25 protein-coding genes are annotated in these 26,718 nt (G+C 28.8%); 12 read left to right on the top strand and 13 right to left on the bottom strand.

Annotated elements, in window-relative coordinates; all coding sequences use genetic code 11:
- Positions 1-37 precede the first annotated feature (37 nt).
- The 4 genes from ABUA17_RS12330 to ABUA17_RS12315 all read right to left on the bottom strand — a co-directional run bounded on the left by ABUA17_RS12330 (position 38) and on the right by ABUA17_RS12315 (position 4,741).
- Entirely contained in the window at positions 38-856 is an 819-nt protein-coding gene (locus ABUA17_RS12330) for a hydroxyethylthiazole kinase (RefSeq protein WP_042398514.1), read from the bottom strand.
- Between the two features lie 637 nt (positions 857-1,493).
- The gene (gene sdaAA / locus ABUA17_RS12325; RefSeq protein ID WP_288161177.1) at positions 1,494-2,372 is read right to left on the bottom strand and encodes an L-serine ammonia-lyase, iron-sulfur-dependent, subunit alpha; all 879 of its coding nucleotides are present in this window, start codon (positions 2,370-2,372) and stop codon (positions 1,494-1,496) included.
- 1 nt (position 2,373) lies between these two features.
- On the bottom strand, positions 2,374-3,051 hold the full coding sequence (sdaAB, locus tag ABUA17_RS12320; protein ID WP_042398521.1) for an L-serine ammonia-lyase, iron-sulfur-dependent subunit beta: 678 nt from the start codon (positions 3,049-3,051) through the stop codon (positions 2,374-2,376).
- Between the two features lie 193 nt (positions 3,052-3,244).
- Entirely contained in the window at positions 3,245-4,741 is a 1,497-nt protein-coding gene (locus ABUA17_RS12315) for a nucleoside kinase (RefSeq protein WP_042398524.1), read from the bottom strand.
- Positions 4,742-5,057: 316 nt separating this feature from the next.
- Here ABUA17_RS12315 and ABUA17_RS18825 point away from each other — a divergent pair, with 316 nt between their 5' ends.
- From ABUA17_RS18825 to argF, 9 genes are all read left to right on the top strand, one after another.
- On the top strand, positions 5,058-5,966 hold the full coding sequence (locus tag ABUA17_RS18825; protein ID WP_042398527.1) for a YetF domain-containing protein: 909 nt from the start codon (positions 5,058-5,060) through the stop codon (positions 5,964-5,966).
- On the top strand, positions 5,963-6,343 hold the full coding sequence (locus ABUA17_RS12300) for a DUF4363 family protein (RefSeq protein ID WP_042398531.1): 381 nt from the start codon (positions 5,963-5,965) through the stop codon (positions 6,341-6,343). The genes ABUA17_RS18825 and ABUA17_RS12300 overlap by 4 nt, the downstream gene beginning before the upstream one ends.
- A 341-nt stretch (positions 6,344-6,684) precedes the next feature.
- Entirely contained in the window at positions 6,685-7,908 is a 1,224-nt protein-coding gene (locus ABUA17_RS12295) for an argininosuccinate synthase (protein WP_288161178.1), read from the top strand.
- Between the two features lies 1 nt (position 7,909).
- Positions 7,910-9,310: an argininosuccinate lyase gene (argH, locus tag ABUA17_RS12290; protein WP_221697907.1), complete on the top strand. Its 1,401-nt coding sequence runs from the start codon at positions 7,910-7,912 to the stop codon at positions 9,308-9,310.
- On the top strand, positions 9,298-10,332 hold the full coding sequence (argC, locus tag ABUA17_RS12285) for an N-acetyl-gamma-glutamyl-phosphate reductase (RefSeq protein ID WP_288161179.1): 1,035 nt from the start codon (positions 9,298-9,300) through the stop codon (positions 10,330-10,332). The genes argH and argC overlap by 13 nt, the downstream gene beginning before the upstream one ends.
- Positions 10,333-10,351: 19 nt before the next feature.
- Positions 10,352-11,581 (top strand): bifunctional ornithine acetyltransferase/N-acetylglutamate synthase, encoded by a 1,230-nt coding sequence (gene argJ, locus ABUA17_RS12280; protein ID WP_042398542.1) that lies wholly within the window; start codon positions 10,352-10,354, stop codon positions 11,579-11,581.
- 107 nt (positions 11,582-11,688) lie between these two features.
- A complete protein-coding gene (gene argB / locus ABUA17_RS12275; RefSeq protein WP_042398544.1) occupies positions 11,689-12,543 on the top strand; it encodes an acetylglutamate kinase in 855 nt (284 codons plus the stop codon).
- Positions 12,544-12,592: 49 nt separating this feature from the next.
- Positions 12,593-13,729, top strand: coding sequence for an aspartate aminotransferase family protein (locus ABUA17_RS12270; protein ID WP_042398603.1), 1,137 nt, complete (start codon positions 12,593-12,595; stop codon positions 13,727-13,729).
- A 112-nt stretch (positions 13,730-13,841) separates the two neighbouring features.
- Positions 13,842-14,762 (top strand): ornithine carbamoyltransferase, encoded by a 921-nt coding sequence (argF, locus tag ABUA17_RS12265; RefSeq protein ID WP_042398547.1) that lies wholly within the window; start codon positions 13,842-13,844, stop codon positions 14,760-14,762.
- A gap of 26 nt (positions 14,763-14,788) precedes the next feature.
- Here argF and ABUA17_RS12260 read toward each other — a convergent pair whose 3' ends face one another.
- On the bottom strand, positions 14,789-15,829 hold the full coding sequence (locus tag ABUA17_RS12260; protein WP_042398551.1) for a nucleoid-associated protein: 1,041 nt from the start codon (positions 15,827-15,829) through the stop codon (positions 14,789-14,791).
- 68 nt (positions 15,830-15,897) lie between these two features.
- On the bottom strand, positions 15,898-16,797 hold the full coding sequence (locus ABUA17_RS12255) for a LysR family transcriptional regulator (RefSeq protein ID WP_042398555.1): 900 nt from the start codon (positions 16,795-16,797) through the stop codon (positions 15,898-15,900).
- A 234-nt stretch (positions 16,798-17,031) separates the two neighbouring features.
- On the opposite strand from ABUA17_RS12255, the gene ABUA17_RS12250 reads away from it, so the two are divergent.
- On the top strand, positions 17,032-18,261 hold the full coding sequence (locus ABUA17_RS12250; protein WP_042398557.1) for an MFS transporter: 1,230 nt from the start codon (positions 17,032-17,034) through the stop codon (positions 18,259-18,261).
- Between the two features lie 210 nt (positions 18,262-18,471).
- Positions 18,472-18,720 carry a hypothetical protein gene (locus ABUA17_RS12245; protein WP_042398560.1) on the top strand — a complete coding sequence of 83 codons (249 nt, stop codon included), beginning with the start codon at positions 18,472-18,474 and terminating at the stop codon, positions 18,718-18,720.
- 162 nt (positions 18,721-18,882) lie between these two features.
- Here ABUA17_RS12245 and ABUA17_RS12240 read toward each other — a convergent pair whose 3' ends face one another.
- The 6 genes from ABUA17_RS12240 to ABUA17_RS12215 form a co-directional block, all read right to left on the bottom strand.
- Positions 18,883-19,407, bottom strand: a complete 525-nt coding sequence (locus tag ABUA17_RS12240) for a DUF308 domain-containing protein (protein ID WP_055276316.1) — start codon at positions 19,405-19,407, stop codon at positions 18,883-18,885.
- A gap of 166 nt (positions 19,408-19,573) precedes the next feature.
- A complete protein-coding gene (locus tag ABUA17_RS12235; protein WP_042398567.1) occupies positions 19,574-20,848 on the bottom strand; it encodes an MFS transporter in 1,275 nt (424 codons plus the stop codon).
- Positions 20,838-21,638 carry an ABC transporter ATP-binding protein gene (locus ABUA17_RS12230; RefSeq protein ID WP_055276320.1) on the bottom strand — a complete coding sequence of 267 codons (801 nt, stop codon included), beginning with the start codon at positions 21,636-21,638 and terminating at the stop codon, positions 20,838-20,840. The genes ABUA17_RS12235 and ABUA17_RS12230 overlap by 11 nt, the downstream gene beginning before the upstream one ends.
- A gap of 2 nt (positions 21,639-21,640) precedes the next feature.
- Complete coding sequence (locus tag ABUA17_RS12225) at positions 21,641-22,648, bottom strand: FecCD family ABC transporter permease (protein WP_042398573.1); 1,008 nt, start codon at positions 22,646-22,648, stop codon at positions 21,641-21,643.
- Positions 22,648-23,640 (bottom strand): FecCD family ABC transporter permease, encoded by a 993-nt coding sequence (locus ABUA17_RS12220; protein WP_042398576.1) that lies wholly within the window; start codon positions 23,638-23,640, stop codon positions 22,648-22,650. Before ABUA17_RS12220 ends, ABUA17_RS12225 begins: the two co-directional genes overlap by 1 nt.
- Positions 23,627-24,577 carry an iron-hydroxamate ABC transporter substrate-binding protein gene (locus tag ABUA17_RS12215; protein WP_055276325.1) on the bottom strand — a complete coding sequence of 317 codons (951 nt, stop codon included), beginning with the start codon at positions 24,575-24,577 and terminating at the stop codon, positions 23,627-23,629. The genes ABUA17_RS12220 and ABUA17_RS12215 overlap by 14 nt, the downstream gene beginning before the upstream one ends.
- A gap of 275 nt (positions 24,578-24,852) precedes the next feature.
- On the opposite strand from ABUA17_RS12215, the gene ABUA17_RS12210 reads away from it, so the two are divergent.
- Positions 24,853-25,857, top strand: coding sequence for a helix-turn-helix domain-containing protein (locus ABUA17_RS12210; RefSeq protein WP_042398582.1), 1,005 nt, complete (start codon positions 24,853-24,855; stop codon positions 25,855-25,857).
- A 33-nt stretch (positions 25,858-25,890) separates the two neighbouring features.
- Here the strand turns inward: ABUA17_RS12210 and ABUA17_RS12205 are convergent, their stop codons facing one another.
- Positions 25,891-26,430, bottom strand: coding sequence for a flavodoxin family protein (locus tag ABUA17_RS12205; protein ID WP_195951392.1), 540 nt, complete (start codon positions 26,428-26,430; stop codon positions 25,891-25,893).
- Positions 26,431-26,718 lie beyond the last annotated feature (288 nt).

Here is a 26,718-nt window from a genome sequence, read left to right as displayed (position 1 = left end):
TTTAATATAAAAAGAGCACTTTTGTGCTCTTTTTATTTTATCTTTTAAAATAATATTCTATATCGCCATATTCCTTAATTTTTTTAGCATCTATTTTTGATATTTCTTCTAATAGATATTCATTTATTAATTTAATATTATTTTCATAGTTACTATTATCAAGCTGTTTCTTAATCATACCTATAGAATTTTTTTGTGCTATATAAAAAGATAAAGTTGAAATTAATATAGCTTGTACAATTTCACTTTTATTATTACATATTCCAATGCTACTAGCTATCATACCTGTATAAACATTATCTATAAATTCTTCATCTGTAAAATATTTATTTTTATTCTTTATATAAAATTCATTGTATCCATCAGTTATATAATATTTTTCACCTTCAATAATTAAAACACAATTATTTCTTTTGGCAAATCCTCTATAATTAAAGTTAATATTTTCTTCTTTATTTTGAAGTGCTATTAGTGTATTTATTTCTTCCTTAGTTCCCTTTATTACATTAATATTGTACCTATTAATTAAACTAAATGCTAAATTTCTTTTGTGAATTATTGAATCTATTCCTTTGGCTTCTAATAATACTACCTCTTTTTTATTCATGGATATTAATTGTTTTTCTATATCCATAATATTTTCATCTTTTATTTCATCTAAAAAAATTAGTAATGTATTTACTAGACTACTATCATCATTACTTTCATCCAATTTAGATTTTACTTTTCCATTGTAGTATATAATTCCTCTACTTAAATCTTTTAATCTCTCAATACTAGAGCAACAATATACTCGAGGCAGTTTTTTCTTTTGCAAGTCTAAAACATAATTAATAGACTCCCCACTAAGCCTCATAAATTTTTCCTCACTTTATTATCCAATAGTGCAGTTTTGCCTAATAACATCTTATTCGACAAAATCTACTTTGTGCATCATAGTAGCTGGAAAAATAAAGGGATTATCTCCAGGAATTAATATAATTTTCGTTAAGAATTTATATTATTCTCTCCAGAAAATTACCTAAAGCTTCGAATGTCGTTTTACTCCCTCAGCTTTTTAACGGTAATTTTCTTACGAGAATAATTAAATTCTAAAACTCAATTATAATATTCCTTACAATAATCCCTTCATTTTTTTCTTTATTACTAGATGTACTTCCTTAACCCCAATTTAATTTGGATTAGTTAATGTTTTTGGTAGAAGTAGTGGCAAGTTAGTTATTGATATTATTTAGTTTTCTATATTTATACATAAAAAAGAAATATTATATTAAAGAGAATATTGAAATTGAGCCGTAGAATTTAATAATTTACGGATAAAAATTTGCGTAAAAAAGATTATACTGTTTGAGCCTATAGGCGAGTTTTTAATCTTCAGCAAATTTTTAGGAGTAAATTATATAAATTTAAAGCTAGATTTCACTAATTCCCAGAAAGATAATATTTCTTTTTTTCGTTATTACACAGGATAACTAAACTACCACACAATAGCTCTATTCTTCGCCGAATACCTTTTTACGAAGTTCAAGTCCTGCTTTTGTTATTGCAACTCCCCCCATTGCTGTTTCTCTTAGAGATGCTGGAAGACTTTTTCCTACCTTGTACATAGCTGAAACTGTATCATCAAATGGGATTTTACTTTCTACTCCAGCCATAACCATATCAGCTGTACAAAGTGCACTTATTGCACCTGCTGCATTTCTCTTTGCACAAGGAATTTCAACTAAACCTGCAACTGGATCACAAACTAATCCTAAAATATTCTTAATAACTATAGCCGCTGCATCTAAGCTCATTTTAGGTGTTCCACCCATCATTTCTACTACAGCTGCTGCTCCCATAGCTGCTGCTGAACCACATTCAGCTTGACATCCACCTTCTGCACCAGAAAGTGTAGCATTCATTCCAATTATCATTCCTACAGCTGCTGATGCAAATAAAGCATCTATAAGCTCTTCATCAGTTTTAGCAAGCTTTTCTCCTGCTGATAAAATTACTGCTGGTAAAATTCCGCATGAGCCAGCCGTTGGACATGCTACTATTCTTCCCATTGCTGCATTTACTTCAGATGAAGATAACGCCATTGCCATTGCTTTTACTGTAACATCTCCAGTTAACGTATTTCCTTTTTCTAAATATTTTTGAACTCTATATCCATCTCCACCAATAAGACCACTTAAGGAATTAACTTTCTTTTCTCTTCCTTCTGTAGCTCCTTCTTTCATAACTTTAAGGTTTTTAGCCATCTTTTCATATACTTCTTCTCTAGATAGCTCTTTATCTCTCATTTCTATTCTTATAGCATATTCGCTTAATGATATATTTTCTTCTTCACAAATCTTTAATAATTCTTCTCCTGATCTTGCTAGCATATTATTCACCGTCCTTAATTGGATTAATCATTATTACTTTATTTATTCCTTCTATTGCCTTAAGATTTCCTATAATTTCAGATGTAACTTCATGATCAACTTCAAATACCATAGTTGCATCCTTACCTTTTTGATTTCTAAAAACTTTCATAAAAGCAATATTTATATCATTATCATAAAGAATTGATGTTACCTTAGATACTACTCCTGGAACATCTTTATTAGAAACAATTATTGTTGGATAAGCTCCAGTAAAATTAACTGTATTTCTATTAACAGATGTAACTTCTATACTTCCTCCACCAATTGAAGATCCAATTAATTCATAAGTTCCTTCTTTTCCTTTAATAACAAACTCAACTGTATTTGGATGTACATCTCCTAAATCAGCTTCTTTAAAATGTATTTTAAGTCCCATTTCTTTAGCTATATCTAACGAATCCCTAAGTCTTAAATCACTTGGTTCCATTCCTAAAATTCCAGCTACTAATGCTCTATCAGTCCCATGCCCTTTATATGTCTTAGCAAATGAACCATGTAAATAAAATGTTACTTCTTCAATATCTCCTCCAGCAACTGCTCTAGCTACTTTCCCTAATCTTGCTGCTCCTGCTGTATGAGAAGAAGATGGACCAACCATTACAGGCCCTAATATATCAAAAACTCCTACGCTCTTCATATGTTACCTCCATTTATTATGTAGTTTTACTAGTTGTTAGTTTTGAGTTAATAGTTAAGAGTTTAGGGCTAAACTCCTAAAGGAGTTTCTTATATTTTTCTAAATTCAACTCCGTTGAATTTATTCCCTAACTATTAACTATTAACTATTAACTATTAACTATTAACTATTAACTATTAACTATTAACTATTCTTAGTATTTGTAAAAAATGCTTCCTCCAATAAATTCTCTTAATATAGAATTTGGTGGTACTATATTTTTATCAACCTCTCTAAAGAATCCTAAAAATTCTTTTAATCTTTTGGCCTCTTCATAAACAATACTATCTTCTTTAATTTTTTCAAGCTCTTGAAGTGCATATTTCTTTAAAACACACAACTCATATACTAAAGTTGAATTAAACATTACATCTGCTTCTTCTTGGTAAACAAAAATATTCTTTTGCTCTCCTCTTTTAATCTTATGCCACATCTTCAACGTATCTTCTGCTCCATGACCTCTAGATAATTGATCTCTAACTATTCTTCTTACTCTTCTTACATCTGTTGTTGTAATCCTATTATGATTATCTAAATTTAATTGAGTTAGAGCAGAAATATAAATTTTAAACTTATATTTTTCATCAATATGTGACGTTAATGTTGGATTTAAAGCATGAATTCCTTCCACTATAATAACTCCATTTTTAGGAAGTTTCATCTTTTTACCTACCCATTCTCTTTCACCTTTTATAAAGTTAAACTCTGGTATTTCAACTTCTTCACCTTGTAAAAGTAAGTTTAAATGCTTATTAAATAACTCTGTATCTACTGACTCTATTGTTTCAAAATCATATTCACCATTTTCATCTATTGGTGTTTGATCTCTGTTTACAAAATAATCGTCTAAAGAAATAGGAACTGGAATTACCCCATTTACCCTTAATTGAATTCCTAGCCTATTTGCAAAAGTTGTTTTACCTGAAGAACTTGGCCCTGCTATTAAGACTAATTTAATATCTTCTTTTGAACAAATTTTATCTGCAATTTCTGCAATTTTCTTTTCATGAAGCGCTTCTGATATCATTATTAAATTTACTAATTCACCTTGATCAATTTTTTTATTTAATGCACCAACGTTACCAACACCTAAAATATCTAGCCATTTTTCAGTCTCTCTAAATATACTACTCATTTTTCTTTGCTCAACAAATTCTGCTAAAGTAAACTTTTCATAATCATTTGGTCTTCTTAGTATAAATCCATTATCATAATACATCAAATCAAAAACTTTTATATCACTAGTTCTTTCAGTCATAGGACCATAAAAATAATCATATCTTCCATCTAACTCATATAACTTAACTTCTTTAAAATCTACTTGTTCAAGTAAAAGAACCTTATCATACATATTATAAGAGTTAAAAATATCTATTGCCTTCTCTTTAGTAACTTTTATCTTATTTATAGGTAAATCTCTATCTATTAATTCTTGCATTTTATCTTTTATATCTTTTACATCTTTCTCATTCAAAGGTTCATCTTTAAAAATCTCTCCAAAAATCCCCCTGCCAACACTATGTTCAATTGTAATTTTAGATTTCGGGAATAAATCTAAAGTTGCCTTTATAAATATAAATTGCAATGTTTTAGTATATTTTTTTTCTATTTCTTCATTAGCCCTTACTTGTAAATTAATGTCTTTTTTCATACCTAATCCACCCTTCTAAACCATTATAATATCATTACTTAATTAAAAATCCATATTATAAAATTTAGTTAGAACCTTTATCCTTAAGTGAGATTCTAAATTTTAATTTAGTTAATTTAACTTACTCAACTACTGAAGTAAGTAAAGTTTTCATCTATTAGTTTTTTAATTAAAGTCTATATACTCTTATTATATACTGCTAAAAAAAATATTCTATTATTTTTATATATAAACTCCTTTTTATTTTTAAATTCTAACTTTATTAAAGAATAAAAGCATTTTATTTACAAATACTTTAATTAGAGGTGATTTTACTATGTTCATTGTCCTAATTAGAACAATTTTTTTATATTTTTTAGTAATACTTGTAATGAGATTAATGGGTAAAAGGCAAATTGGAGAACTACAGCCATATGAATTTGTAATAACAATAATGATATCAGACCTTGCAGCTTTACCTATGCAAGATACTAGATTACCTTTAATTCTTGGAATTATTCCAATTTTAACTTTGTTATTTATAAAAACAATATTAACTCAATTGCAGTTAAAAAGTCAGTTTACTAGAAAAATACTAGAAGGTGAACCTTGCATTTTAGTTTGTAAAGGTAAAATAAATTATCAAGCTTTAAAAAGACAACAAATTAATTTAGATGAGCTTATGGAAGAATTACGATTAGCAGGTTATTTTGATTTAAACGAAATTCAATATGCTATTTTAGAAAATAATGGTCAACTATCTTTTTTAACTTCTCAAAGCAGTTCTTCTGGCGGAGGTGGATGTAATACTTCTTGCAGTACTAATACTCAGCCATTATCATCTGGAAGCCAAAATAGTTCATCTGCCCAAAGTAGTTCTAGTAATTCTCCAAACTCTAATAGCAATACTTCTGGAAGCGAAAGTTCTTCTAAAAACAATAAAAAAAGTAATCCTACTAATTCTAGCGGAACTAGTAGTTCACAATCTTCCGGAAGTTCAAGTAATTCTGGAAACAGTAGTGCTACTCAACCACCTAGTTTACCTATAATTTATGTATTAGATGGTCATGTTAATAAAAACGCTTTAACAACTAGTGGTAAAAATAAGGTATGGATCGAGCAGGAATTAAAAAAACGTCATATAGATTCAATTAAAGATGTATTAATAGCTATGATTGATACTCAAGGAAAATTTTATTATCAACTTTATGATAAAAATGAAAAAGAGAAAGGAGCTAAAAAATGAAAAACTCATTATTTTCTATTTTTCTCTTTATAATATTATTAGGATTTTTAACCTATACAGATATTAGCTTTAAAAACCTTTGTTCAGAAGTAATAGATATGTGTGAAGAAATGGAAACTACTATGAAATCATCATCAAAAGAAGAAAATTTTAAAAATGCAATGGATATATATGATTTAATCCAAGATAAAGGTAAATTTGCTGCTATATATATAAACCATGTCGATTATGATGTAATGTTAAATGAAGCATTAAAATTAACTGTATATATTGAAAATGATGATCCTAGTGAAAGTGAAGCTTCTCTTCACCTCTTAAAGTCTAGCACAGAACATATGAAAAAATTACAAGTTCCAAATATAGAAAACATATTTTAACTAATAATTAGAAGGTATTCTCTATTTACCTTCTAATTTTTTCGCTTAGCAATATCTTAAATCATATAAATTAACTCTTTAAGCAATATCCATATATATTAATATTCATGAATATTCTCGGCATATAAATCATATTATTCTTATTATATTTATGCATAATTCTTTCTTATTTTCATGCATAAATATATTTTTTATGCAAATTTAAAAATAACCATTGCATAATTATACATAGATGTGTATAATTATAAACATCAAGTTTATACCCATTCAATGGATTTAAATACAATGATTGGTTTATAGTAAATGATAACTATTAACTAAATTAAAGGGGGCTTTTATATATGAAAAAATTTAATAAAGTTGTTTTAGCTTATTCAGGAGGGCTTGACACATCAATAATAATATCTTGGCTTAAAGAAATTTATGGTTGTGAAGTTATAGCAGTTGTTGGTAATGTGGGACAAGCAGATGAGCTAGAAGGACTAGAAGAAAAAGCATTAAAAACTGGGGCATCAAAAATATATATTGAAGATTTAACAAAGGAATTTGTTTACGATTATATCTTCCCTACACTTCAAGCTGGGGCAGTGTATGAAGGAAAATATTTATTAGGAACTTCTTTTGCTAGACCTTTAATTGGAAAGAGACTTGTAGAAATTGCAGAAAAGGAAGGTGCAGATGCAATTTGTCACGGTTGTACAGGAAAAGGAAATGATCAAGTTCGTTTTGAACTTGCAGTTAAAAACTTTGCCCCTGAAATGCCAATTATAGCACCTTGGAGAATTTGGGATATAAAATCTCGTGAAGAAGAGATTCAATATGCTTTAGATAGAGAAATTCCAATAAAAATTACTTACGAAACTAATTATAGTAAAGATAAAAACCTGTGGCATTTAAGCCATGAAGGTTTAGATTTAGAATTTCCTGAAAATGAACCTAAATATGATAAGATTTTAGAAATGTGTAACACCATAGAATCTGCACCTGATAAAGCAACTTATATTACTTTAACTTTTGAAAAGGGCATTCCCGTTGCACTTAATGGTATAAAAATGGATGGTGTTTCATTAATAGAAGAATTAAATAAAATCGGTGGAGAAAATGCTATAGGTATTATGGATATGGTAGAAAATAGGCTTGTTGGTATGAAATCAAGAGGTGTTTACGAAACTCCAGGTGGAACTATTCTTTACAAAGCACATGCTGACTTAGAAGAACTTTGCTTAGATAAAGCTACTCACCACTTTAAACAATCAATTGCATTAAAATTTGCAGATTTAGTTTACAATGGCGAATGGTTTACTCCACTAAGAGAAAGTCTTTCAGCTTTTGTTTCTAAAACTCAAGAAACAGTTACTGGTGATGTTAAGCTTAAACTATATAAAGGCAATATTGTTAATGCCGGAATGAACTCTCCTTATTCATTATACAGCGAAGAATATGCTACTTTCGGTGAAGATGGCGTATACAATCAAAAAGACTCTGAAGGATTTATAAATCTTTATGGTTTACCAACAGTTGTAAATTCAAAGATGAAAGATTCTTTAAAGAAGAAGGATAAATAAAATGAAGCTTTGGGGTGGAAGATTTACAGAGGGAGTTAATGAGTTAGTTAATACCTTTAACTCCTCTATTTCAATTGATTCAAGAATGTATAAGGAAGATATCGAGGGTAGTCTTGCTCACGTTAAAATGTTAGGTAAGCAAGGAATTATTCCTCTTAAGGATAGTGGAAAAATAATTGAAGGCTTAAAAGAAATATTAATTAGAATTGATAATGGAACTATACAAATAGATAATGATTCAGAAGATATTCATAGCTTTATTGAAAGTATTTTAACCTATTATATTGGTGATGAAGGTAAAAAGCTTCATACTGGTAGAAGTAGAAATGACCAAGTTACTTTGGATACAAAACTATATTTAAAGAAATATTTAAAAACAATTATTGATGAAGTATTAAATCTTCATACTACACTGTTAGAAAAGGCAAAAAAAAATATAAATACAATAATGCCTGGTTATACTCATATGCAGAAAGCTCAGCCAATTACATTTGCACATCATTTATTGGCATATTGCGAAATGTTTAAAAGAGATATAGGCAGACTTTTTGACTGCTATAAGAGACTTGATGAAATGCCTCTTGGAAGTGGAGCCTTAGCAACCTCTACATACCCTATTGACAGGGAGTTTGTAGCATCACAGCTTGGCTTTTCTAAAATCACTCTTAACAGTTTAGACTCTGTTTCTGATAGAGATTATGCAATTGAATCTCTTTCTGCACTTTCATTAATAATGATGCACCTATCAAGGTTTTCTGAAGAAATTATACTTTGGTGCACTGGTGAATTTAATTTTATAGAGCTAGATGATGGTTATAGTACTGGAAGCAGTATAATGCCTCAAAAGAAAAATCCTGATGTTGCAGAATTAGTTAGAGGTAAGTGTCCTAGGGTTTATGGTGATTTAATGACATTACTTACTGTAATGAAAGGAATCCCCCTTGCATATAACAAAGATATGCAAGAAGATAAAGAAGCTTTATTTGATGGCTTAGATACTGCTCTTCTTTCACTTCAAACGTTTAATGGAATGATAAAAACTATGAAGGTAAAAAAGGATAATATGAAAAAATCAGCTTCTGGTGGATTTACTAATGCTACTGATGTTGCAGATTATCTTGTTAAAAAAGGAATGGCATTTAGAAGTGCTCATGAAGTTGTTGGTAGAATAGTCCTTTATTGCATTGATAAAGATATTGCTATAGATGATTTAACTCTAAAAGAATTTAAAGAATTTTCTCCTATTTTTGAAGAAGATATATATAAAGCAATTGATTTATTAACTTGTGTTGAAGAAAGAAGTGTCATTGGGGGCCCTAGTTCTTCATCAGTAAAAATGCAAATTGAATTTTTAGAAAAATTTATTAAAACAAATAAGGAGAATTTATCATGTTTAAAGTAGGAATAATTGGGGCCACAGGATATGTTGGAGTTGAATTATTAAGGCTTTTACTTAATCATGATGATGTTATAGTTACAGCTATCTCCTCTTCTACTTTTAAAGATGAGGAGATAAGCTCTGTATACAGAAGCTTTTTTAATAAAACAACTTTGGTATGTGAAGATAAAAGTGAAGTTATCAATAAATGTGATGTAATATTTACTGCTCTTCCTCATGGTTTAAGTGAAGAAATTGCAGCAGAAGTAATAAGCAAAAATAAGAAGGTAATAGATTTAGGGGCTGATTTTAGATTAAATTCTGAAGAATCTTATGAAGAATGGTATGGAAAGAAATTTGCTTGCAAATCTCTTCATCCTCAAAGCATTTATGGATTGCCAGAATTTAATGGTTCTAAAATTAAAGAATATAATATAGTTGCTAATCCAGGTTGTTATCCAACAAGTATTTCACTTGGACTTATGCCACTACTAAAAAATAATTTAATTAATACTACAAATATAATTTGTGATTCAAAATCTGGAATTACTGGAGCTGGAAGAGGTCTTTCACTAAAGACGCATTTTGCAGAAGCAAATGAAAATTTTACAGCTTACGGAATTGGAAGTCATAGACATACTCCTGAAATAGAAGAAACATTGTCCTATATAGCAAATGAATGTGTAGAAGTAACATTTACACCTCATCTATTACCAATCAATCGCGGAATATTATCTACAATTTACTGCGAAACTAAAGATAATCTTACCTTAGAAAAGATCCATGAAATATATACGAAACAATACGAAAATGAAGAATTTGTACATGTATTACCATTAGGTAACACTGCCGAGATAAAACATGTAAAATATACTAACAACTGTCATATATCTCTTCATCAAAATTATAGAAAAGATAAGTTAATTATAGTTAGTGTTATCGACAATATGGTTAAAGGAGCTGCTGGACAAGCTATTCAAAATATGAATATTATATTAGGTTTACCTCAAAATACTGGACTTAAACTAATAGCTCCAAGCTTTTAATTAAAGGATGTGTAATTTTATGATTAATATAGATGAAAATTTAACTGTAACTTCTCCTGTTGGTTTCAAAGCTTCAGGAATTCATTGTGGATTAAAAAAAAGTTTATTAAAAAAAGATTTAGCTTTAATATACTCTGATGTTGTTGCTACTTCTTGTGGAGTATATACCAAAAATAAAGTTAAGGGTGCTCCTCTTACTATAACCAAGCAGCACTTAGTTAATAAAAAGGCTCAAGCAATAATAGTTAATAGTGGAAATGCCAACACTTGTAATGGTGATGATGGCTTAGCTAAAGCAAAAAAAATGGCTACTCTTTGTGCTAAAGAATTAAGTATAAAAAATGATGATGTTCTTGTTGCTTCTACTGGTGTAATCGGTGTTCCTTTGAATATAGATGCAATAAAAGATGGAATTCCTCAACTAGTTGGAAGTTTATCATCTAATATTGAATCTGCTAAAAATGCATCTATGGCTATTATGACTACAGATACTATTGAAAAGCAAGCAGGAGTAGAAATTGAGCTTAATGGTAAAAAAGTTACTATAGCTGCAATGGCTAAAGGATCTGGAATGATTCATCCAAACATGGCTACTATGCTTTCTTTTATAACAACAGACCTTTCTATATCCCCTTCTCTACTTAAAGAAGCCTTAAAACAAAGTGTTAATGTTTCTTACAATAGAATAAGTGTTGATGGTGATTCCAGCACTAATGATATGGTGTTAATTATGGCAAATGGTCTTGCCCATAATGAAACTATAACTGAAAAAAATGATGATTATAATTTATTTTTAGAAGCATTAACAGCTTTAAATATTTATATATCAAAGAAAATAGCCAAGGATGGTGAAGGTGCCACCAAACTTATAGAATGTACTGTAAAAAATGCATTATCAATAGAAGATGCAGAAACTCTTTCTAAAAGTGTAGTTACGTCAAGCCTTGTTAAAGCAGCTATGTTTGGTAGTGATGCTAACTGGGGAAGAATTCTTTGTGCTTTAGGATACTCTAATATAGATTTCGATCCTGAAAAAGTAGATGTTTCTTTTGCTAGTGAAACTGGAACAATATTAGTTTGTAAAGCTGGTTCTCCAGTAAACTTTGATGAAAAAAAAGCAAAGGAAATTCTATTACAAAATGAAGTCAAAATTTTAGTTAATATGAATTTAGGCTCTTCTGAAGTAACAACTTGGGGCTGTGATTTAACTTATGATTACGTAAAAATAAACGGGGATTACCGTAGTTAAGAATACTTTATTATGTTTTAGAGTTAAATTTTATTAATGATTTAACTCCTGAATGACACAGTAAATTTAGATAATTTCTAAAAACGAATATCTAGGAGGGAAAGTAATTGAATTACACTCAACATGCAAATATATTAGTTCAAGCATTACCTTATATTCAAGAATACTATGGTAAAACCATTGTCATAAAGTATGGCGGAAATGCTATGATTAACGATAATCTTACTCAAACTGTAATTAATGATATTATCTTAATGAAATGTATTGGTATTAATCCAATAATAGTTCATGGTGGAGGCCCTGATATTAGTAATACATTAACTAAAATGAATCACGAAAGTAAATTTATAAATGGATTAAGATATACTGACGAAACTACAATAAACGTTGCTCAAATGGTTTTAGCTGGAAAGGTTAATAAGGATTTAGTAAAACTTATAGAAAAAGATGGTGGAAAAGCTATTGGTTTATCTGGAATTGATGGTTCATTGATTAAAGCTAAAAAATTAAAAATCGGAGTTGATTTGGGATATGTTGGCGAAATAACTTCTGTAAATACAGAACTTTTATATTTAGCTATGAACTCTGGCTTTATCCCTGTAGTTTCTTCTATCGCTATTGGTGAAAATGATAATAATAGCTATAACATTAATGCAGATACTTGTGCTTCTAAGATCGCATCTGCATTAAAAGCTGAAAAATTAATTTTACTAACCGATGTTCCTGGTGTAATGACTGACCCTAGTGATTCATCCACTTTAATTTCAACATTAAGATTACATCAAATTCCTAAATTAACTGTAGATAAAGTAATTAATGGTGGTATGATTCCTAAAATAAGCTGCTGTGTTGAATCTGTTCGAATGGGAGTTAAAAAAGCCCATATAATCGATGGAAGAATCGAGCACTCCCTACTACTTGAACTTTTATCCGAAAAAGGAATTGGAACGGAAATTTATTAAAAAGGAGGAAGTAAAATTGACATTGCTTGAACAACAAAAAGAATACTTGATGAATACTTATGCAACACTTCCAATTGAAATATCACATGGTGAAGGTTCATATTTATATGACATTAATGATAAAAAATATATAGATTTTACTAGTGGAATTGGTGTTAATTCCTTAGGATATAATAACGCCCTCTGGAAAGAAGCAATTACTTCTCAATTAAATTCTTTCCAACATCTATCTAATATTTTTTCAAATGGTTCTACAATTGCTTTAGCTAAAAAACTTACTGAACTTTCTGGAATGAGTAAGGCTTTCTTTGCTAACTCTGGTGCTGAAGCAAATGAATGTGCTATTAAACTTGCTAGAAAATATAGCTTTAACAAATATGGACAAGGTAGAGGTACTATTCTTTCACTAAAGCAATCCTTTCATGGAAGAACTTTAGCTACATTAACTGCTACTGGCCAAGATAAATTCCATAATTACTTCTTCCCTTTTCCAGAAGGATTTGACTATGTAATTGCAAATTCAATATCTGACTTAAAAGAAAAACTTACTTCAGATGTTTGCGCAATAATGATGGAAGCTATTCAAGGAGAAGGTGGAGTTCATCCTTTAGATAAAGATTTTATTTTAGAAGCTTGTAAATTAGCTAAGGATAATGATGTATTAGTTATATTCGATGAGGTTCAATGCGGTATTGCAAGAACAGGTAATTTATTTGGATATAATAGCTTTAATATTACTCCAGATATAGTTACTTGTGCAAAGGGACTTGGAGCTGGACTTCCTATAGGTGCTGTTTTATGTAATGAAAATCTTTCAACTACCTTTGTGCCTGGAGATCATGGTTCTACTTTTGGTGGTAATCCAGTAGTTTGCGCAGGTGGATTATCTGTTTTAAATCAGCTTTGCAACACAGACTCCTACAATGAAATTATATATAAAGGCGAATATATAAAACAATCTATTTTAAATGAAAATATTAAAATTGTTAAAGATGTTAGAGGCTTAGGGTTAATGCTTGGTATCGAAATTTATGGTGATTCTTCTATTATTCAAAATAAGGCACTTGAAAAGGGACTGCTTGTATTAACTGCCGGTAAAAATGTAATTAGACTATTACCACCACTAAACATCACTATGGAAGATGTAAAAACTGGAGTAGACACGCTAGTATCAGTTTTGAGTTAATAGTTTTTAGTTAATAATATTTTTCAAATTCAGCCAATTTGAATTTATTCCTTAACTATTAACCATAATTCTTAACTACTAACTCTTAACTATAAAAAAGGGGGCATTTTTTATGAATAAAGACTTATTACGTATGGATAATCTTTCTAAAGAGGAAATTTTAGATATATTAAATCTTGCTGATCAATTAAAATATGAAAGAAAACATGGTATCGACCATCCTTTACTTAAAGGTAAATCATTAGGTATGATATTCGAAAAAGCTTCAACTCGTACAAGAGTGTCTTTTGAAGTTGGAATGTATCAACTTGGTGGGCATCCTCTATTTTTAAGCTCAAAAGATCTTCAAATAGGTCGTGGGGAACCTATTCAAGATACAGCCAGAGTTTTATCTAGATATTTAGATGGAATTATGATTAGAACTTTTTCACAGAAAGGAATTGAAACTTTAGCTGAGTGTTCTTCTATTCCAATAATTAATGGATTAACAGATGAAGAACATCCATGTCAAGTATTGGCGGATTTAATGACTATTAGGGAGAAAAAGCTTATATTAGAAGGTTTAAAAGTTGCTTACATCGGTGATGGAAATAACATGTGTAACTCTTTGATAGTAGGTTGCTTAACCATTGGAATGCACTTATCAATAGCAAATCCAATAGGATATAAACCTCCACAATATTATACAGATAAGGGTCTAGAGTTAGCAAAAGAAAACAATGTTTCTTTTATAATGACAGAAAATCCTGAAGATGCTGTAGTTGATGCTGATGTTATAATTACTGATGTTTGGGCTAGTATGGGACAAGAAGATGAAGCTAAAAAAAGACAAATTGCATTTAAAGGCTATCAAGTAAATAGTGATTTAATGAAACTTGCTAAAGCTGATGCAATAGTTCTTCACTGCCTTCCTGCTCATAGAGAAGAAGAAATTACTGAAGATGTTCTTGAAGCTAATTCTGATGTTATATTTGAAGAAGCTGAAAACAGACTTCATGCACAAAAAGCAGTTTTAGTAAAATTATTATCATAAAAGGCAGGACTATTAAGTCCCGCCTTTTATTTTTCTATGTAATTTATGACATGTTTAATTATCATATTGATACTTCCATCACCATTACGTTGAATTTCAAACTTAGAATCATCATGGTAAGCTTCTTCATTTATATATAAATCAATATCCTTATCAATCTTAAGTCTTACTCTCTTAAGTTTCTTTTCTACCCATGCCTTATCTACAGACACTTCATTTTCTAATCCATTGCCCTTCATAAATATTTCAAAATCCTGTTTTTGAGTAGGATTATCTTTAAATAATTCTTTAGAAACTTCTTCTATGTTAATAGAATCCTCTTCTTTAAGCTTACTTTTTATTGTTGTTCTTATTTTCTCTGCTTGTTCAGCATTTTCACTAACATTACTTCTAGTCCAAGCTTCTGAAGCTTTTAAGAATGTCTTTGTCATATCTCTTTTATTTGCTACAATGCTACATCCTAAAAAACTATTCATAAAATAATTTGCACCATATTCATCATCATCATTAGACTTCTTTTGCTTATCAATAACATATAAATCAAATACGTTATCTTCTCTTATTGGTTTAATAAATGCTGCTTTTTGAATTCTTTGACTACTTGCTGGAAGACCAGCTGCTTGAGGTACTATTCCTATCCCTATCTTGTCATTAACAAATTCAACTGAATGAGTAAAATTCTTTACGTAATCCATCTTTAGTATCCCTATCATAGGTCCAACATCTGTAACTAATGAAACTATTATTAAATCACATGATGGAATATTAACATTCCCCTTCATTATCAAAAATAATTGTCTTGCAAGCTCCTTAGATAATCCTAAAATATCTGAATCTACACCATTCAAATAATCCTGTACTATTTCTTTAACTATGTTTCTTTCAGAATTAAATACTGCTGTTTTTAACTCTTCATCTTTTAAACACTTTTCAATATGCTTATGTAAAAATTTATAAATATCTTCGGTTAGTTCTAATGTATATTCATTTAATACTGGTTCTGATGAATTATTATCAAGAATATGTATTACTGCTTCCTGAATATTTATATCATTAATATATTCCAAAATATCACCTCTAAAAATATACTACAATCAATTTTTTCTTTCAAAATATTATATCATTAAACTTCATCTTATTTATTTAAAAAATTGTTTTTACCATATTCTATACTATACTTTTTAAATAAATTTACAGATGGTGTTAAATATCTATTTTTTAATGTTGCTAAATATATAAACCTTTCATGCTTTGGATTTATTATAGGTAATACTTTTACATTATAATACTTTAATGATGATATTTTAGGAACTACTGCTATTCCATAATTTATTTCAACTAATCCAGCAACAGCATTATCTTCTTCAACTTCACAAATTATATTAGGATTAATATCAACTTCTTTAAATAAATCCGATATTAATGATCTAATTCCACTTTTTTCACTAAATCCTATAAAAGGATAATTACCTACTTCACTTAAATCTATAAATTCATTTTTTGCCAAAGGATGCTCATTTGATACTATTACAACTAACTCTTCGTTTGCAATTGGTATAAATTCAATATCCGGTTCATCATCTACTAATGAACAAAAGACCATATCATATTTTTCTTCTTTCAAATCTTTGATTAGTGATTGGGTTGTTCCTTGACCAAATAAAAATTTTATATTCTTATTTTCATCTGCATTAGTAAAGTTTTTTATTAACTTTGGTACAAAATTAGGTCCTAATGTATAAATATAACCTAATTCAATTGTACCTGTAGATACATTAGTAAGTTCCTTTAATTTTTTCTCTCCTCTTTCTAATTCACTTAGTGCTTTATCTACATATTCATAATAAATTTTTCCATACTTAGTTAATTTAATGTTTCTACCTTGTTTTTCAAAAAGATAAGTCCCCAAATCTTTTTCGAGTGCAGACATAGCATGACTTAAACTTGGTTGGGTTATAGATAATTCTTCTGCTGCTTGAGTATAATGCTCTAACTTTGCTAGTACTCTAAAATAACTTAAATGATTTAAATTCATAAATATACTCCTTTCCATTTTTGATATTGTTGTTTGTTAATATACAAACTTATTTAAAATTATGCTTTCTTACTTAATTCTAAATTATTATATCATATCTATAGATATTTTCTATAAATATTCAAAAAAATATGTATTAGAATAATTGAAAATATTATATTAAAATTTATCTTGTAAAATAAATATGGAACTTATACATAACAACGTTAAATTTTTATCAAAAGGAGTATTAAAATGCAAAATACACTTACAAAAAACAAGTATTTGCCTACGGCATTATCTATGTATATTAACTACTTTATACATGGTATGGGTTGTATAATATTAGCCCAAAATATTGATTTCTTAATGGAACAATTTAACACTAATAACGCTGGAGTATCTTATGTTATCTCAGCACTTGGATTAGGTAGATTAATTGTTTTATTTGTCTCTGGTATATTATCAGATAAATATGGTAGAAAACCATTCGTACTTTTAGGTATGGGAACTTATGTATTATTCATGGGTGGTATATTAATTAGTAATAATGTTACAATGGCATTCTTCTTTGCTTTATTAGCTGGTATGGCTAACTCATTCATGGATGCTGGTACTTATCCTGCATTAACTGAATGTTTCCCTGAAGCATCAGGAAGTGCTAACGTTGCAATAAAAGCATTTATCTCAGCTGGTCAATTCGTATTACCGTGGATAATAAGCTTCTTAATTGCTAACAATCTTTACTTTGGATGGTCATTCATCTTCTGTATCGTAGTATTCTTAATAAACGGATTATTTATATTCAAACTTAAATTCCCTGAATTTAAGGCTGTTGAAAAAAGCGAAGCTACTACAGAAGAAAAAGTTGAATCTACTGTTAAGGCTAACTTCTGGATTGAAGGTATCTGCTTAATCTTAATTGGATTTACTGCTACTGCAACATTCCAAATAATCGCAAACTGGTTACCATCATTCGCAAGAGAAGTTGCTGGTGTTGAGCAAACAGTTTCATTAAAATTAATAAGTATCTACAGTACTGGTTCAATAGTATCTGTATTTGTTACTTCAATATTAGTTGCTAAATGGATCAAACAAGTTAGATTTACATTTGTTTACCCATTAATATCTTTAATAATGTTAACAGTACTTTGGATGTTCCCAAGCACTATTACTTGCGTAGTTGCAGCATTCGTAATTGGATTCTCTGCTGCAGGTGGAGTTTTACAACTTGCTTTAACTTCAATGTCAGAATTATTCCCATCAAGCAAGGGTAAAATTACTGGTATAGTGTTTACAGCTTCAAGTATAGCTTCTACTGTAGTTCCAAGTATCACTGGTATATTAGCAGATATAAACTTAAGTCACGTAATATTATTTGATATCGGAGTAACTGCTTTAGGTGTTGTATTAGCACTTATCGTTAACATAAGATATAATATAGTTAAAAAAAATGAATTAGAAGCTGCTAATAAAGCTGCTTAATATATTTAAAAGAGATTGTATAAAAATGTACAATCTCTTTTTTGATTAACTAAATACCTATCTTATTATTACTACTTGAATTACTAAAACTATAAACTTTAAAAATAAATATAATTTATACACTAAAAAATTTATTTTACTTTTTAACATTCTAAAACATCATAAATATAATAAATATATAATGTATTAATGAATTTAGGAGTCAAAATAATGTATAAAGTTGAAATTAAAGAATTAGGTGAAAGCAAGGTTTCCCTCTGTAAAATAATACCTCATATAGACTATAAGGATTTATATAATTTAGTTAAACCATATACAAATCAAGTACACCTATCTTTCTCCCTTCCGAATAATTGCCCTAACGGCAAAGAATGGGGAAATATATATGCATCTCAACAAGTCATTGGCCAAATAAAAATGACTTATATTGAAGAAGAACATGATTCTTCATCTAATTAATTACTTAAATAAAAAAACTATAGAGTAAATATTACAAACATATTACCCTATAGTTATTTTTTAGTTTAAATAACATCTATTCTATATTTTTTTGTCATCCACATAATACTGCGTACTTTGTAACTACAGTAAATTACTCTAATGTCTTTTTGAAATTAGAATTTAATCCATAATCTCTTCTTTTCCATTATGAATACTTATCATTTCAAACACACCTTCAATAATCAATTCAAATCCTAATATTAATATATGCTCTGTTGCCTTTCCTAATGGATCAAAAATCAATAAAATTGATAATGTAAATTCAATTATTGCTTTTATTAATGGTAAAAATCCACCCTTCCTTTTAGAAAAATAATATAATGCTTCATTTAAATAATTTGCTGATTTATTCAAACCTGATAATCCCCAAAAGATAACTACCACAACTAATGCATTCTCTCTTTGAATAAGTATAGCTATAGCAACTGCTATTATTACAATCGATCTTTCTAATTTTTTCTCTTCTAAACTTGCATAGTCCTTTTCCTTAATTCCCTCTATCATTTTTATAGTTCCTTTTATAAGCAATACTATAGCACAAATACTCGGTAACCATCCAATCATTTCTTCATGATAAATAATACAAATGATACCATTTATAATTATTAATATCGTTGATATATAATCCCAAATTTGTTTTTTCATATTATCTCTACCTTCCAATCTAATTAATTAATAATTATACATAAGTTTACCAAAATATATTATTTTTTCAAAGCAATATTAATTAGTATATATTTAATTTACCCTATTTATCTTTTTATATAAAAAACCACATAGGTATATTCCCTACATGGTTTATTTATAAAATTTAAGTTTCTTTTAAACCTCTTACGTTCCTCTTAATAAATAGCATAAGCCCTATATTAAATATTGCAGAAACTAATAATATAACTCCTATTGGTATTCCCATATCTATAACTTGTCCAAATAATAACTGACCTGGTGCAACACTTATAGTTGCTACTGCCGTTGAAAATGCAGATACTCGTCCAAGCATTTCTCCCGGTACTTGCTTTTGTATAAATGTTAAAGTTAATACATTTGATAATGATAAAGATAACATTATTGCAAGTCCACCAATTGCAAATATTCCAGCTAAAGCATAATTATTTAACTTTATAAATCCTAAAGTCGACATTACAATAACTCCTGCTATCATTGGGAAATATGTGTAATGTACCTTTTTCATAGAAAACATATTAGGTTTTACACTAATCCAAAATCCGCCTAATATCATTCCTAAAACACAAACACCTTCTACTAGCCCGTATATTTCTGAAGAAAGTCCTAAGAACACATTTATAAAATATGGTGCAACTATTGATAATATTGGAACTAAGAAAATATTACATAAAGCATAAGATGCTATAATTCCAAGTACAATTTTCTTTTCATTTTTTAAGTAAATAAAACTTTCTTTCATATCTGCGAAAGACTTTTTAATAAAGTTCATAGATAATATTTTTTCTTCATCCTTTGATACAGCTATCTCATTATCAGTAACTATATTTGTCTTTACTACATCTGGAATATCTAAGAACATTTCCATTATTGCAGAAATTAAAAAGCTTACTGCATTTATTATTACAATTATTTTTATACCTAAAAATCCATAAAGTAATCCTGCAAGTATTGGTCCTGCAAAGTTAACAATAGATCCAACTTGATTTATTATTCCATTTGCAGAAGTCAGCCTTTCTTCCTCTACTATTTGTGGTATTGAAGATGTCACTGCTGGTCCATATAAAGTGGCACATATCGATAACATAAACATAACAGTTCCAACTATTAATGCACTATCATTTCCTCTAAGTAATATGAATGCATAACTTCCAATTAATATGAAGCAAAATAAATCTAGCCATACCATTATCTTTTTTCTATTTATATTATCAGATAACCTACCTGAAATTGGTGCAAAGACTATATAAGGTATAGTAGATATTGCTAATATTGTTGAAAAGGTAGCTGTACTCCCTGTAAACTCCAACAAATATAGTGACATACTAAATCTTTGAATTGCATTTCCAAATAAAGAAATAATCTGTCCTATAACTATTATTATAAAATTCTTATTTTTCATTTATCCCCCTGAATAAGTCATATTCCATACATATTGGATACTTACCATCTTCACTTATTGTAAGGTTCGCATCTATTCCATATATAGTGTTTAAGTTTTCTTTATTAATTACATCTAACGGTCTTCCCTCACAAATAATCTTTCCTTTTTTAAGACCAATAATATTATCTGCAAACCTACAAGCATTATTAAGCTCATGAAGAACTATAACTACTGTTATCTTCTTTTCTTTATTAAGTTTTTGAAGCACTTCTAACACTTCAAGTTGATAAGACATATCTAAGTAAGTTGTTGGCTCATCAAGCATTATTATTTCAGTTTCTTGAGCTAACGTCATGGCAATCCACGCTCTTTGTCTTTGCCCTCCAGATAAGTTTTCAACTCCCCTATCAGCAAATTCACTAAGACCTGTTTCTTCTATTGCCCAATCAATAAGTTCCTTATCATGACTAGTAAGTCCACCAATCATTTTTTGATGAGGAAATCTACCAAAAGCAACAAGTTCTCTTACTGTAAGTCCATCTGGACAAACTGGTCCTTGAGGTAAGAATGCAACTTCTTTTGCTATATTCTTTTCTTTTACCTTTTTTATATTTTTATTATTAATGAAGATATCACCACTTTTAGGCTTATTAATTCTTGCTATAGTCTTAAGTAAAGTTGATTTACCGCATCCATTTGCTCCAATTATTATGCTTATTTTTTCCTTTGGTATTGATAAACTCATATCTTCAATTATAGTATTATTTTCATATGCCACGCTTAAATTCTTTACACTAATAGCTTCCATAATTATTTCTCCTTCATCATTAAATAAATAAAATATGGTACTCCAAATATTGATACTGTTATTCCTACTGGAATTTCAATTGGAGAGAATAAATTTCTTGAAACTGCATCTGCAAGAATAACTATAATAATACTTATCATTGCTGAAACTGTAATAAACTTTTTATGATAAGGTCCAACTAACTTTCTTGCAATATGAGGAGATATAAGTCCTAAAAATCCTATATTACCTGCAAAAGCTGTTGCTGTCCCTGCCAAAATCACTGCAAAAGTTAAGAATTTTTTTCTTTCCTTTTCTAAATTTAAACCTAATGATATAGCAAGTTCATCTGAAAGATTTAAAACATCTAACTTTTTATGATTTAATAAAACTACTATAAACATTATTGCTACTATTGGGATTATTACCTTTGCATAGCTCCATCCTGATCCCCAAAGGCTTCCCGATGTCCAAACTAATACTCTATTATAATCTCCAACACCACCTCTAAAAGTGAAGAATGTTATAAATGCATTAAGACCGGCATTTAATCCAATCCCAATTAATAAAAGTCTTTTTGGTTTTATTCCCTTTCTACTAGACATCATATATATTATGAATGCCGTAACTGCTGCACCTATTATAGCCATAGCTGGTAGTACAAATATTGATAATTGTCCAAGCTCACTATAATATGCTCCAGTTGAATATGTAATAAATAATACTGCTGCAACTGCTGCCCCAGCATTTATCCCTATTATTCCTGTATCTGCTAAATCATTTTTAGTTACAGTTTGAAGAATTGCTCCTGCTGTTGATAATGCAACTGCTACAAACATACCAACTAAAAGTCTTGGAAGTCTAATAGTTAATATTGCTGTATTTTGAAGCTTAGTCCCATTTCCTAAAAGAGTATTTATAACTTCTGAAGGTGAAATCTTATATGTTCCCCAACATAATGTAACCATAAAAGAGACTACTAATAAGACAAGTAAAATTGCTATAACTAATTTAAAATTTTTCTTATTCATTATCCTCTCTCCTTTCTAGCTACTGATATAAAGAATGGTATTCCTATTAATGCTGTAAATACTCCAATTGGTGTTTCATAAGGATTAAATATCATTCTTGCTGCAACATCTGCAAATGTTAAAAGAACTGCTCCAAGTAAAAATGAACATGGAATATTTCTTCTATAATCTTCACCTAATAATTTTCTAACTATTTGAGGTACTATTAACCCTACAAATGCTATATTTTTACCTACTGCAACTGCCGCTGCACACATTGGTATCATAACCATAAGGGTTACGAATCTTATTTTTTCTGGATTTTCTCCAAGTCCAATTGCAACGTCATCACCTAAATTTAATATGTTTATCTTTGGTGATAAAAATACTGCTATAATAAGTCCTATAACTCCTACTACAAAAATTAATTTGAAATCTGCCCAACTTGCATTTCTAAAACCTCCAGATACCCAAAATCCTATCATTTGAGATTGATTTGATAAAAGACCAATTACTGTAGTTAAAGAAATGAAAAATGTACTCATAGCTGTTCCTGCTAAAAGTATCTTTGCAATTGAGTTATTATTTGCTTTTTTCGATATAAATCCTAAAACTATAATTCCCGTTATTAATGCTCCTATAAAAGAAGCTATCATTACATTTCGAGTAGTTATTCCTATTCCTGCTGCATAAAAAATAGCTATTACTAAAGTTGCTCCTTGGCTTATACCTAAGATAGATGGTTCAGCTATTGGATTTCTAGTAACACCTTGAATCATTGCCCCTGTTACTCCTAATACCCCACCTGTAAATAATACAGCTAAAGCCCTTGGAATACGTACATCTCTAACTAACATAAGTTCTAATGTTTCATTATAATTAAATATACTATTCCAAATATCCTTAAACGTAATATGGACTGACCCTAGCCTAATGGCTAAAGTCAATCCTCCTATTAAGAGTAACAAACTACAAATTACAAATATTATTGTACGTTTATTACTTTGTTTCATTTAACATGTCACCTATTTCATCTACTAATATTTCTCTTCCGATTGAGCTATATCCTTGGTTAAAGTATGGTGATGATTCTAATACTACTACATTACCATTTTTAACTGCAGGTAAGTTGTTCCAAATGCTATTTGCTTCTAATTGAGCTAAATCTTCATCCGTTGCAATTACGAATATATAATCAGATTGAATTGCTGCTAAACCTTCATAAGTTACAACTGGTAAGCTAATGTCTGTTTGTTCTGGCATTCCTGCTGGTTTAGCTAATCCCATATCGTTATATAATACATCACCAAATCCTGCACCATCAAATATGAAGAATTGTCCACCACTTGCTAAGAATGAAAGATAAGTTGTGTCTTCACCATATTCAGCTTTGATTTTATCTCCAGCTTCTTTAGCTTTATTTTCGTAATTAGCTATCCATTCATTAGCAACATCTTCTTTATTAAATACTTTTGCTAAAGCTCTAACATCATCTTTCCAATTTAAAGCTTCTAATTGAATCATAACTGTTGGAGCAATTTCACTTAATGCATCATACATTTTTTCTTGAACTGTTGATATAACTATTAAATCTGGATTTAAGTTCATAACCGCTTCTACATCCATAGTATCTTGCATGCTATATCCTAAAATTTCAGCACCTTTTAATGTTTCTTCTAAATATGAAGGGAATTTAGTGTAATCATAAGCATCACTATTTGCAGTACCTACAACATCATATCCTAAGATTGATAATATATCACTGTTCCCACTTAAATCTACTATTCTTTGTGGATCTGCTGGTATTTCAACATCTCCTCTTACATCTGTAACTGTTACAGTATTTTCAGTTGTTTTGTCTTCATTTGCTGTCCCGTTGCTAGCACATCCAACAAACATCATAGCTGTCATACAAGTTGCCACTATTGCTTTTAAAACTTTATTCTTCATTTTGTACCTCCATTTATTTTATAATTAACTTCTGTTTTTTCTCGTCGACTGTAAGTTGATTGTATATGAGAGTCATTCTCATTTCAATCCTTACATCTAATTTAATAATTTTATCATCTATTATAATAATTTATTTTGTATTTAACTAAATTTATTTTATCCAAATTACTTATAAATAATTTCTATAATCTATTAAACTAATTATTTATTTTTTATTGTAAATACTTATAATTATAATATATTTACTTTAATTATTATTAATATAGAGGTATATCATGATTTCTAAAACAACAAAAGATTTTCAAGCTACCGTTTTAAATAAAATGACTTTTAAACCATATGAAACTAAAAATTATACTATATATAAAAATGAAAATAATCCTGAACTTGGGCATTTTATTAAATATTCACGTGAAGAATATTATGACTTTGGCATAGGTGATTACACTATCCCTGCAGATTTTTCTATTTCTTTTGATCATAATGAAGAAATAATGAGGTTTGGTACTGTTTATACTGGTGAAACTTCTTTTGAAATAGAAGATAATCCTGTTTCTTCTTTCACTCCATCCTCATTTTTTGTAGTGGAAAAAACAATTCAAGGGAAACAGTTTTGGAAGAAAGGTCAACACTTTCATGGAGCTGAAATAACAATTTACAAAAAATACTTTGATGAAGTAATCAGACCAAACTTTCCCAATACTTTAGACTTTGATAACTTTATTAGTAATTATACATATAGATATCTTCCACTTGAAATCTCTACGATTATTCAAAGACTAAGAAGTATGTCTGAAGTCAATGAACTTACCCCTATATATTTAGAAAGCAAAATTTTAGAATCTATAGCTTTACTTTCCAAGGAGTTGAATTCTTCACCAGAAAATGTTTTTACTAATCAATTAAACTATGGAAAAATTAAGATAGGAAAAGATAGATATATTACATTAACTGCATCAGATGCACATGCAATACAAAAAGCTCATGATATATTAACGGAAGAAGCCTGTAATCCTCCCACTATAAAGGCTTTAAGTAAAATTGTATTTTTAAATGAACAAAAATTAAAGGCAGGATTTTCTGCAAAATATCATATGTCTATTAGTGAATATACTAATTCTATTAGAATGACAATGGCAGAAAATTTATTATCTACAACTGAGTTAAGTATTGATGAAATCTCTAAACAACTTGGCTATAATTATAGTGGTAATTTCGTTAAAATGTTTAAAAAAACTCATGGTAAAACCCCTTTAGCATTTAGAAAACTTAAAATCTAATTATCTATTATAAAGCATATGATATGGGAAAATCTATAATATAGATTTTCCCATATCATATGCTTCTTTTATTACATCTTTTCCTTTTAAAAAGTCTTTTTCAATTGCCCCACAGCCATAGATTATCCCCCTTAACTCAATGTTTTCAAAACAATCAATGTATTTTTCAAAAGATTCTACAATTGTATTCATATAATTTTTAGTAGGTGCTGCTCCACTTATAATAAGATAAGCTTCCTTATCTTTTATACTTTCTAACTTAGCATAAGTTCTGTCCATAATTGCTTTCATTTGTGCATTAAAGCTATAAAAGTATACTGGTGATGCAAAAACTATTATATTTGAGCTTATTATTTTATCTAAAATTTCCGTCATATCATCCTTATGAATACATATTCCTTTATTTAATTTGCAAGCTCTACAACCTAAACAGTAATTAATATTTTTATTATTTACTAATATTTTTTCTACATAATTTCCTGATTCCTTAGCTCCATTAATAAATTCATCACATAATACATTTGTACTACCATCATTTCTCCCAGACAAAAATACTAATATTCTTTTCCCCATAATCTTTATACTCTCCTATTATTTCCGCTAACATTTAACTTATTATCCTTAGTCTACCACTTAAAGTGCACTCCAAGGCAAGATTTAATTCCATAATTGATATATTTATTTCATATATTTTTTATTAAATTAATTATTATTGATATATCCTTTTCAATATTCCATTCCTATATTAATTTCATAGTAAACCCCTTGTATAATTAAGAAAAAAGAATCTGTTAAGCTGATATGAAAAAATAGCTTGATTTTTCATAGAATTGCTCGCTCTTTGAAAATTATATAAGTTTA

The organism is Clostridium sp. RTP31139st1_H3_RTP31139_211217, assembly GCF_040227035.1.
Lineage (GTDB): Bacteria > Bacillota > Clostridia > Clostridiales > Clostridiaceae > Clostridium > Clostridium saudiense.
Note: the sequence above shows the minus strand (reverse complement) of the source record. Positions and strands in the feature narration are given on the sequence as shown.

Coding starts and splice junctions, on each gene's coding strand:
- ABUA17_RS12330 (WP_042398514.1), bottom strand. CDS start 856: ATGAGGCTTAGTGGGGAGTCTATTAATTATGTTTTAGACTTGCAAAAG.
- sdaAA (WP_288161177.1), bottom strand. CDS start 2,372: ATGCTAGCAAGATCAGGAGAAGAATTATTAAAGATTTGTGAAGAAGAA.
- sdaAB (WP_042398521.1), bottom strand. CDS start 3,051: ATGAAGAGCGTAGGAGTTTTTGATATATTAGGGCCTGTAATGGTTGGT.
- ABUA17_RS12315 (WP_042398524.1), bottom strand. CDS start 4,741: ATGAAAAAAGACATTAATTTACAAGTAAGGGCTAATGAAGAAATAGAA.
- ABUA17_RS18825 (WP_042398527.1), top strand. CDS start 5,058: ATGTTCATTGTCCTAATTAGAACAATTTTTTTATATTTTTTAGTAATA.
- ABUA17_RS12300 (WP_042398531.1), top strand. CDS start 5,963: ATGAAAAACTCATTATTTTCTATTTTTCTCTTTATAATATTATTAGGA.
- ABUA17_RS12295 (WP_288161178.1), top strand. CDS start 6,685: ATGAAAAAATTTAATAAAGTTGTTTTAGCTTATTCAGGAGGGCTTGAC.
- argH (WP_221697907.1), top strand. CDS start 7,910: ATGAAGCTTTGGGGTGGAAGATTTACAGAGGGAGTTAATGAGTTAGTT.
- argC (WP_288161179.1), top strand. CDS start 9,298: ATGTTTAAAGTAGGAATAATTGGGGCCACAGGATATGTTGGAGTTGAA.
- argJ (WP_042398542.1), top strand. CDS start 10,352: ATGATTAATATAGATGAAAATTTAACTGTAACTTCTCCTGTTGGTTTC.
- ABUA17_RS12270 (WP_042398603.1), top strand. CDS start 12,593: ATGAATACTTATGCAACACTTCCAATTGAAATATCACATGGTGAAGGT.
- argF (WP_042398547.1), top strand. CDS start 13,842: ATGAATAAAGACTTATTACGTATGGATAATCTTTCTAAAGAGGAAATT.
- ABUA17_RS12255 (WP_042398555.1), bottom strand. CDS start 16,797: ATGAATTTAAATCATTTAAGTTATTTTAGAGTACTAGCAAAGTTAGAG.
- ABUA17_RS12250 (WP_042398557.1), top strand. CDS start 17,032: ATGCAAAATACACTTACAAAAAACAAGTATTTGCCTACGGCATTATCT.
- ABUA17_RS12245 (WP_042398560.1), top strand. CDS start 18,472: ATGTATAAAGTTGAAATTAAAGAATTAGGTGAAAGCAAGGTTTCCCTC.
- ABUA17_RS12240 (WP_055276316.1), bottom strand. CDS start 19,407: ATGAAAAAACAAATTTGGGATTATATATCAACGATATTAATAATTATA.
- ABUA17_RS12235 (WP_042398567.1), bottom strand. CDS start 20,848: ATGAAAAATAAGAATTTTATAATAATAGTTATAGGACAGATTATTTCT.
- ABUA17_RS12230 (WP_055276320.1), bottom strand. CDS start 21,638: ATGGAAGCTATTAGTGTAAAGAATTTAAGCGTGGCATATGAAAATAAT.
- ABUA17_RS12225 (WP_042398573.1), bottom strand. CDS start 22,648: ATGAATAAGAAAAATTTTAAATTAGTTATAGCAATTTTACTTGTCTTA.
- ABUA17_RS12220 (WP_042398576.1), bottom strand. CDS start 23,640: ATGAAACAAAGTAATAAACGTACAATAATATTTGTAATTTGTAGTTTG.
- ABUA17_RS12215 (WP_055276325.1), bottom strand. CDS start 24,577: ATGAAGAATAAAGTTTTAAAAGCAATAGTGGCAACTTGTATGACAGCT.
- ABUA17_RS12210 (WP_042398582.1), top strand. CDS start 24,853: ATGATTTCTAAAACAACAAAAGATTTTCAAGCTACCGTTTTAAATAAA.
- ABUA17_RS12205 (WP_195951392.1), bottom strand. CDS start 26,430: ATGGGGAAAAGAATATTAGTATTTTTGTCTGGGAGAAATGATGGTAGT.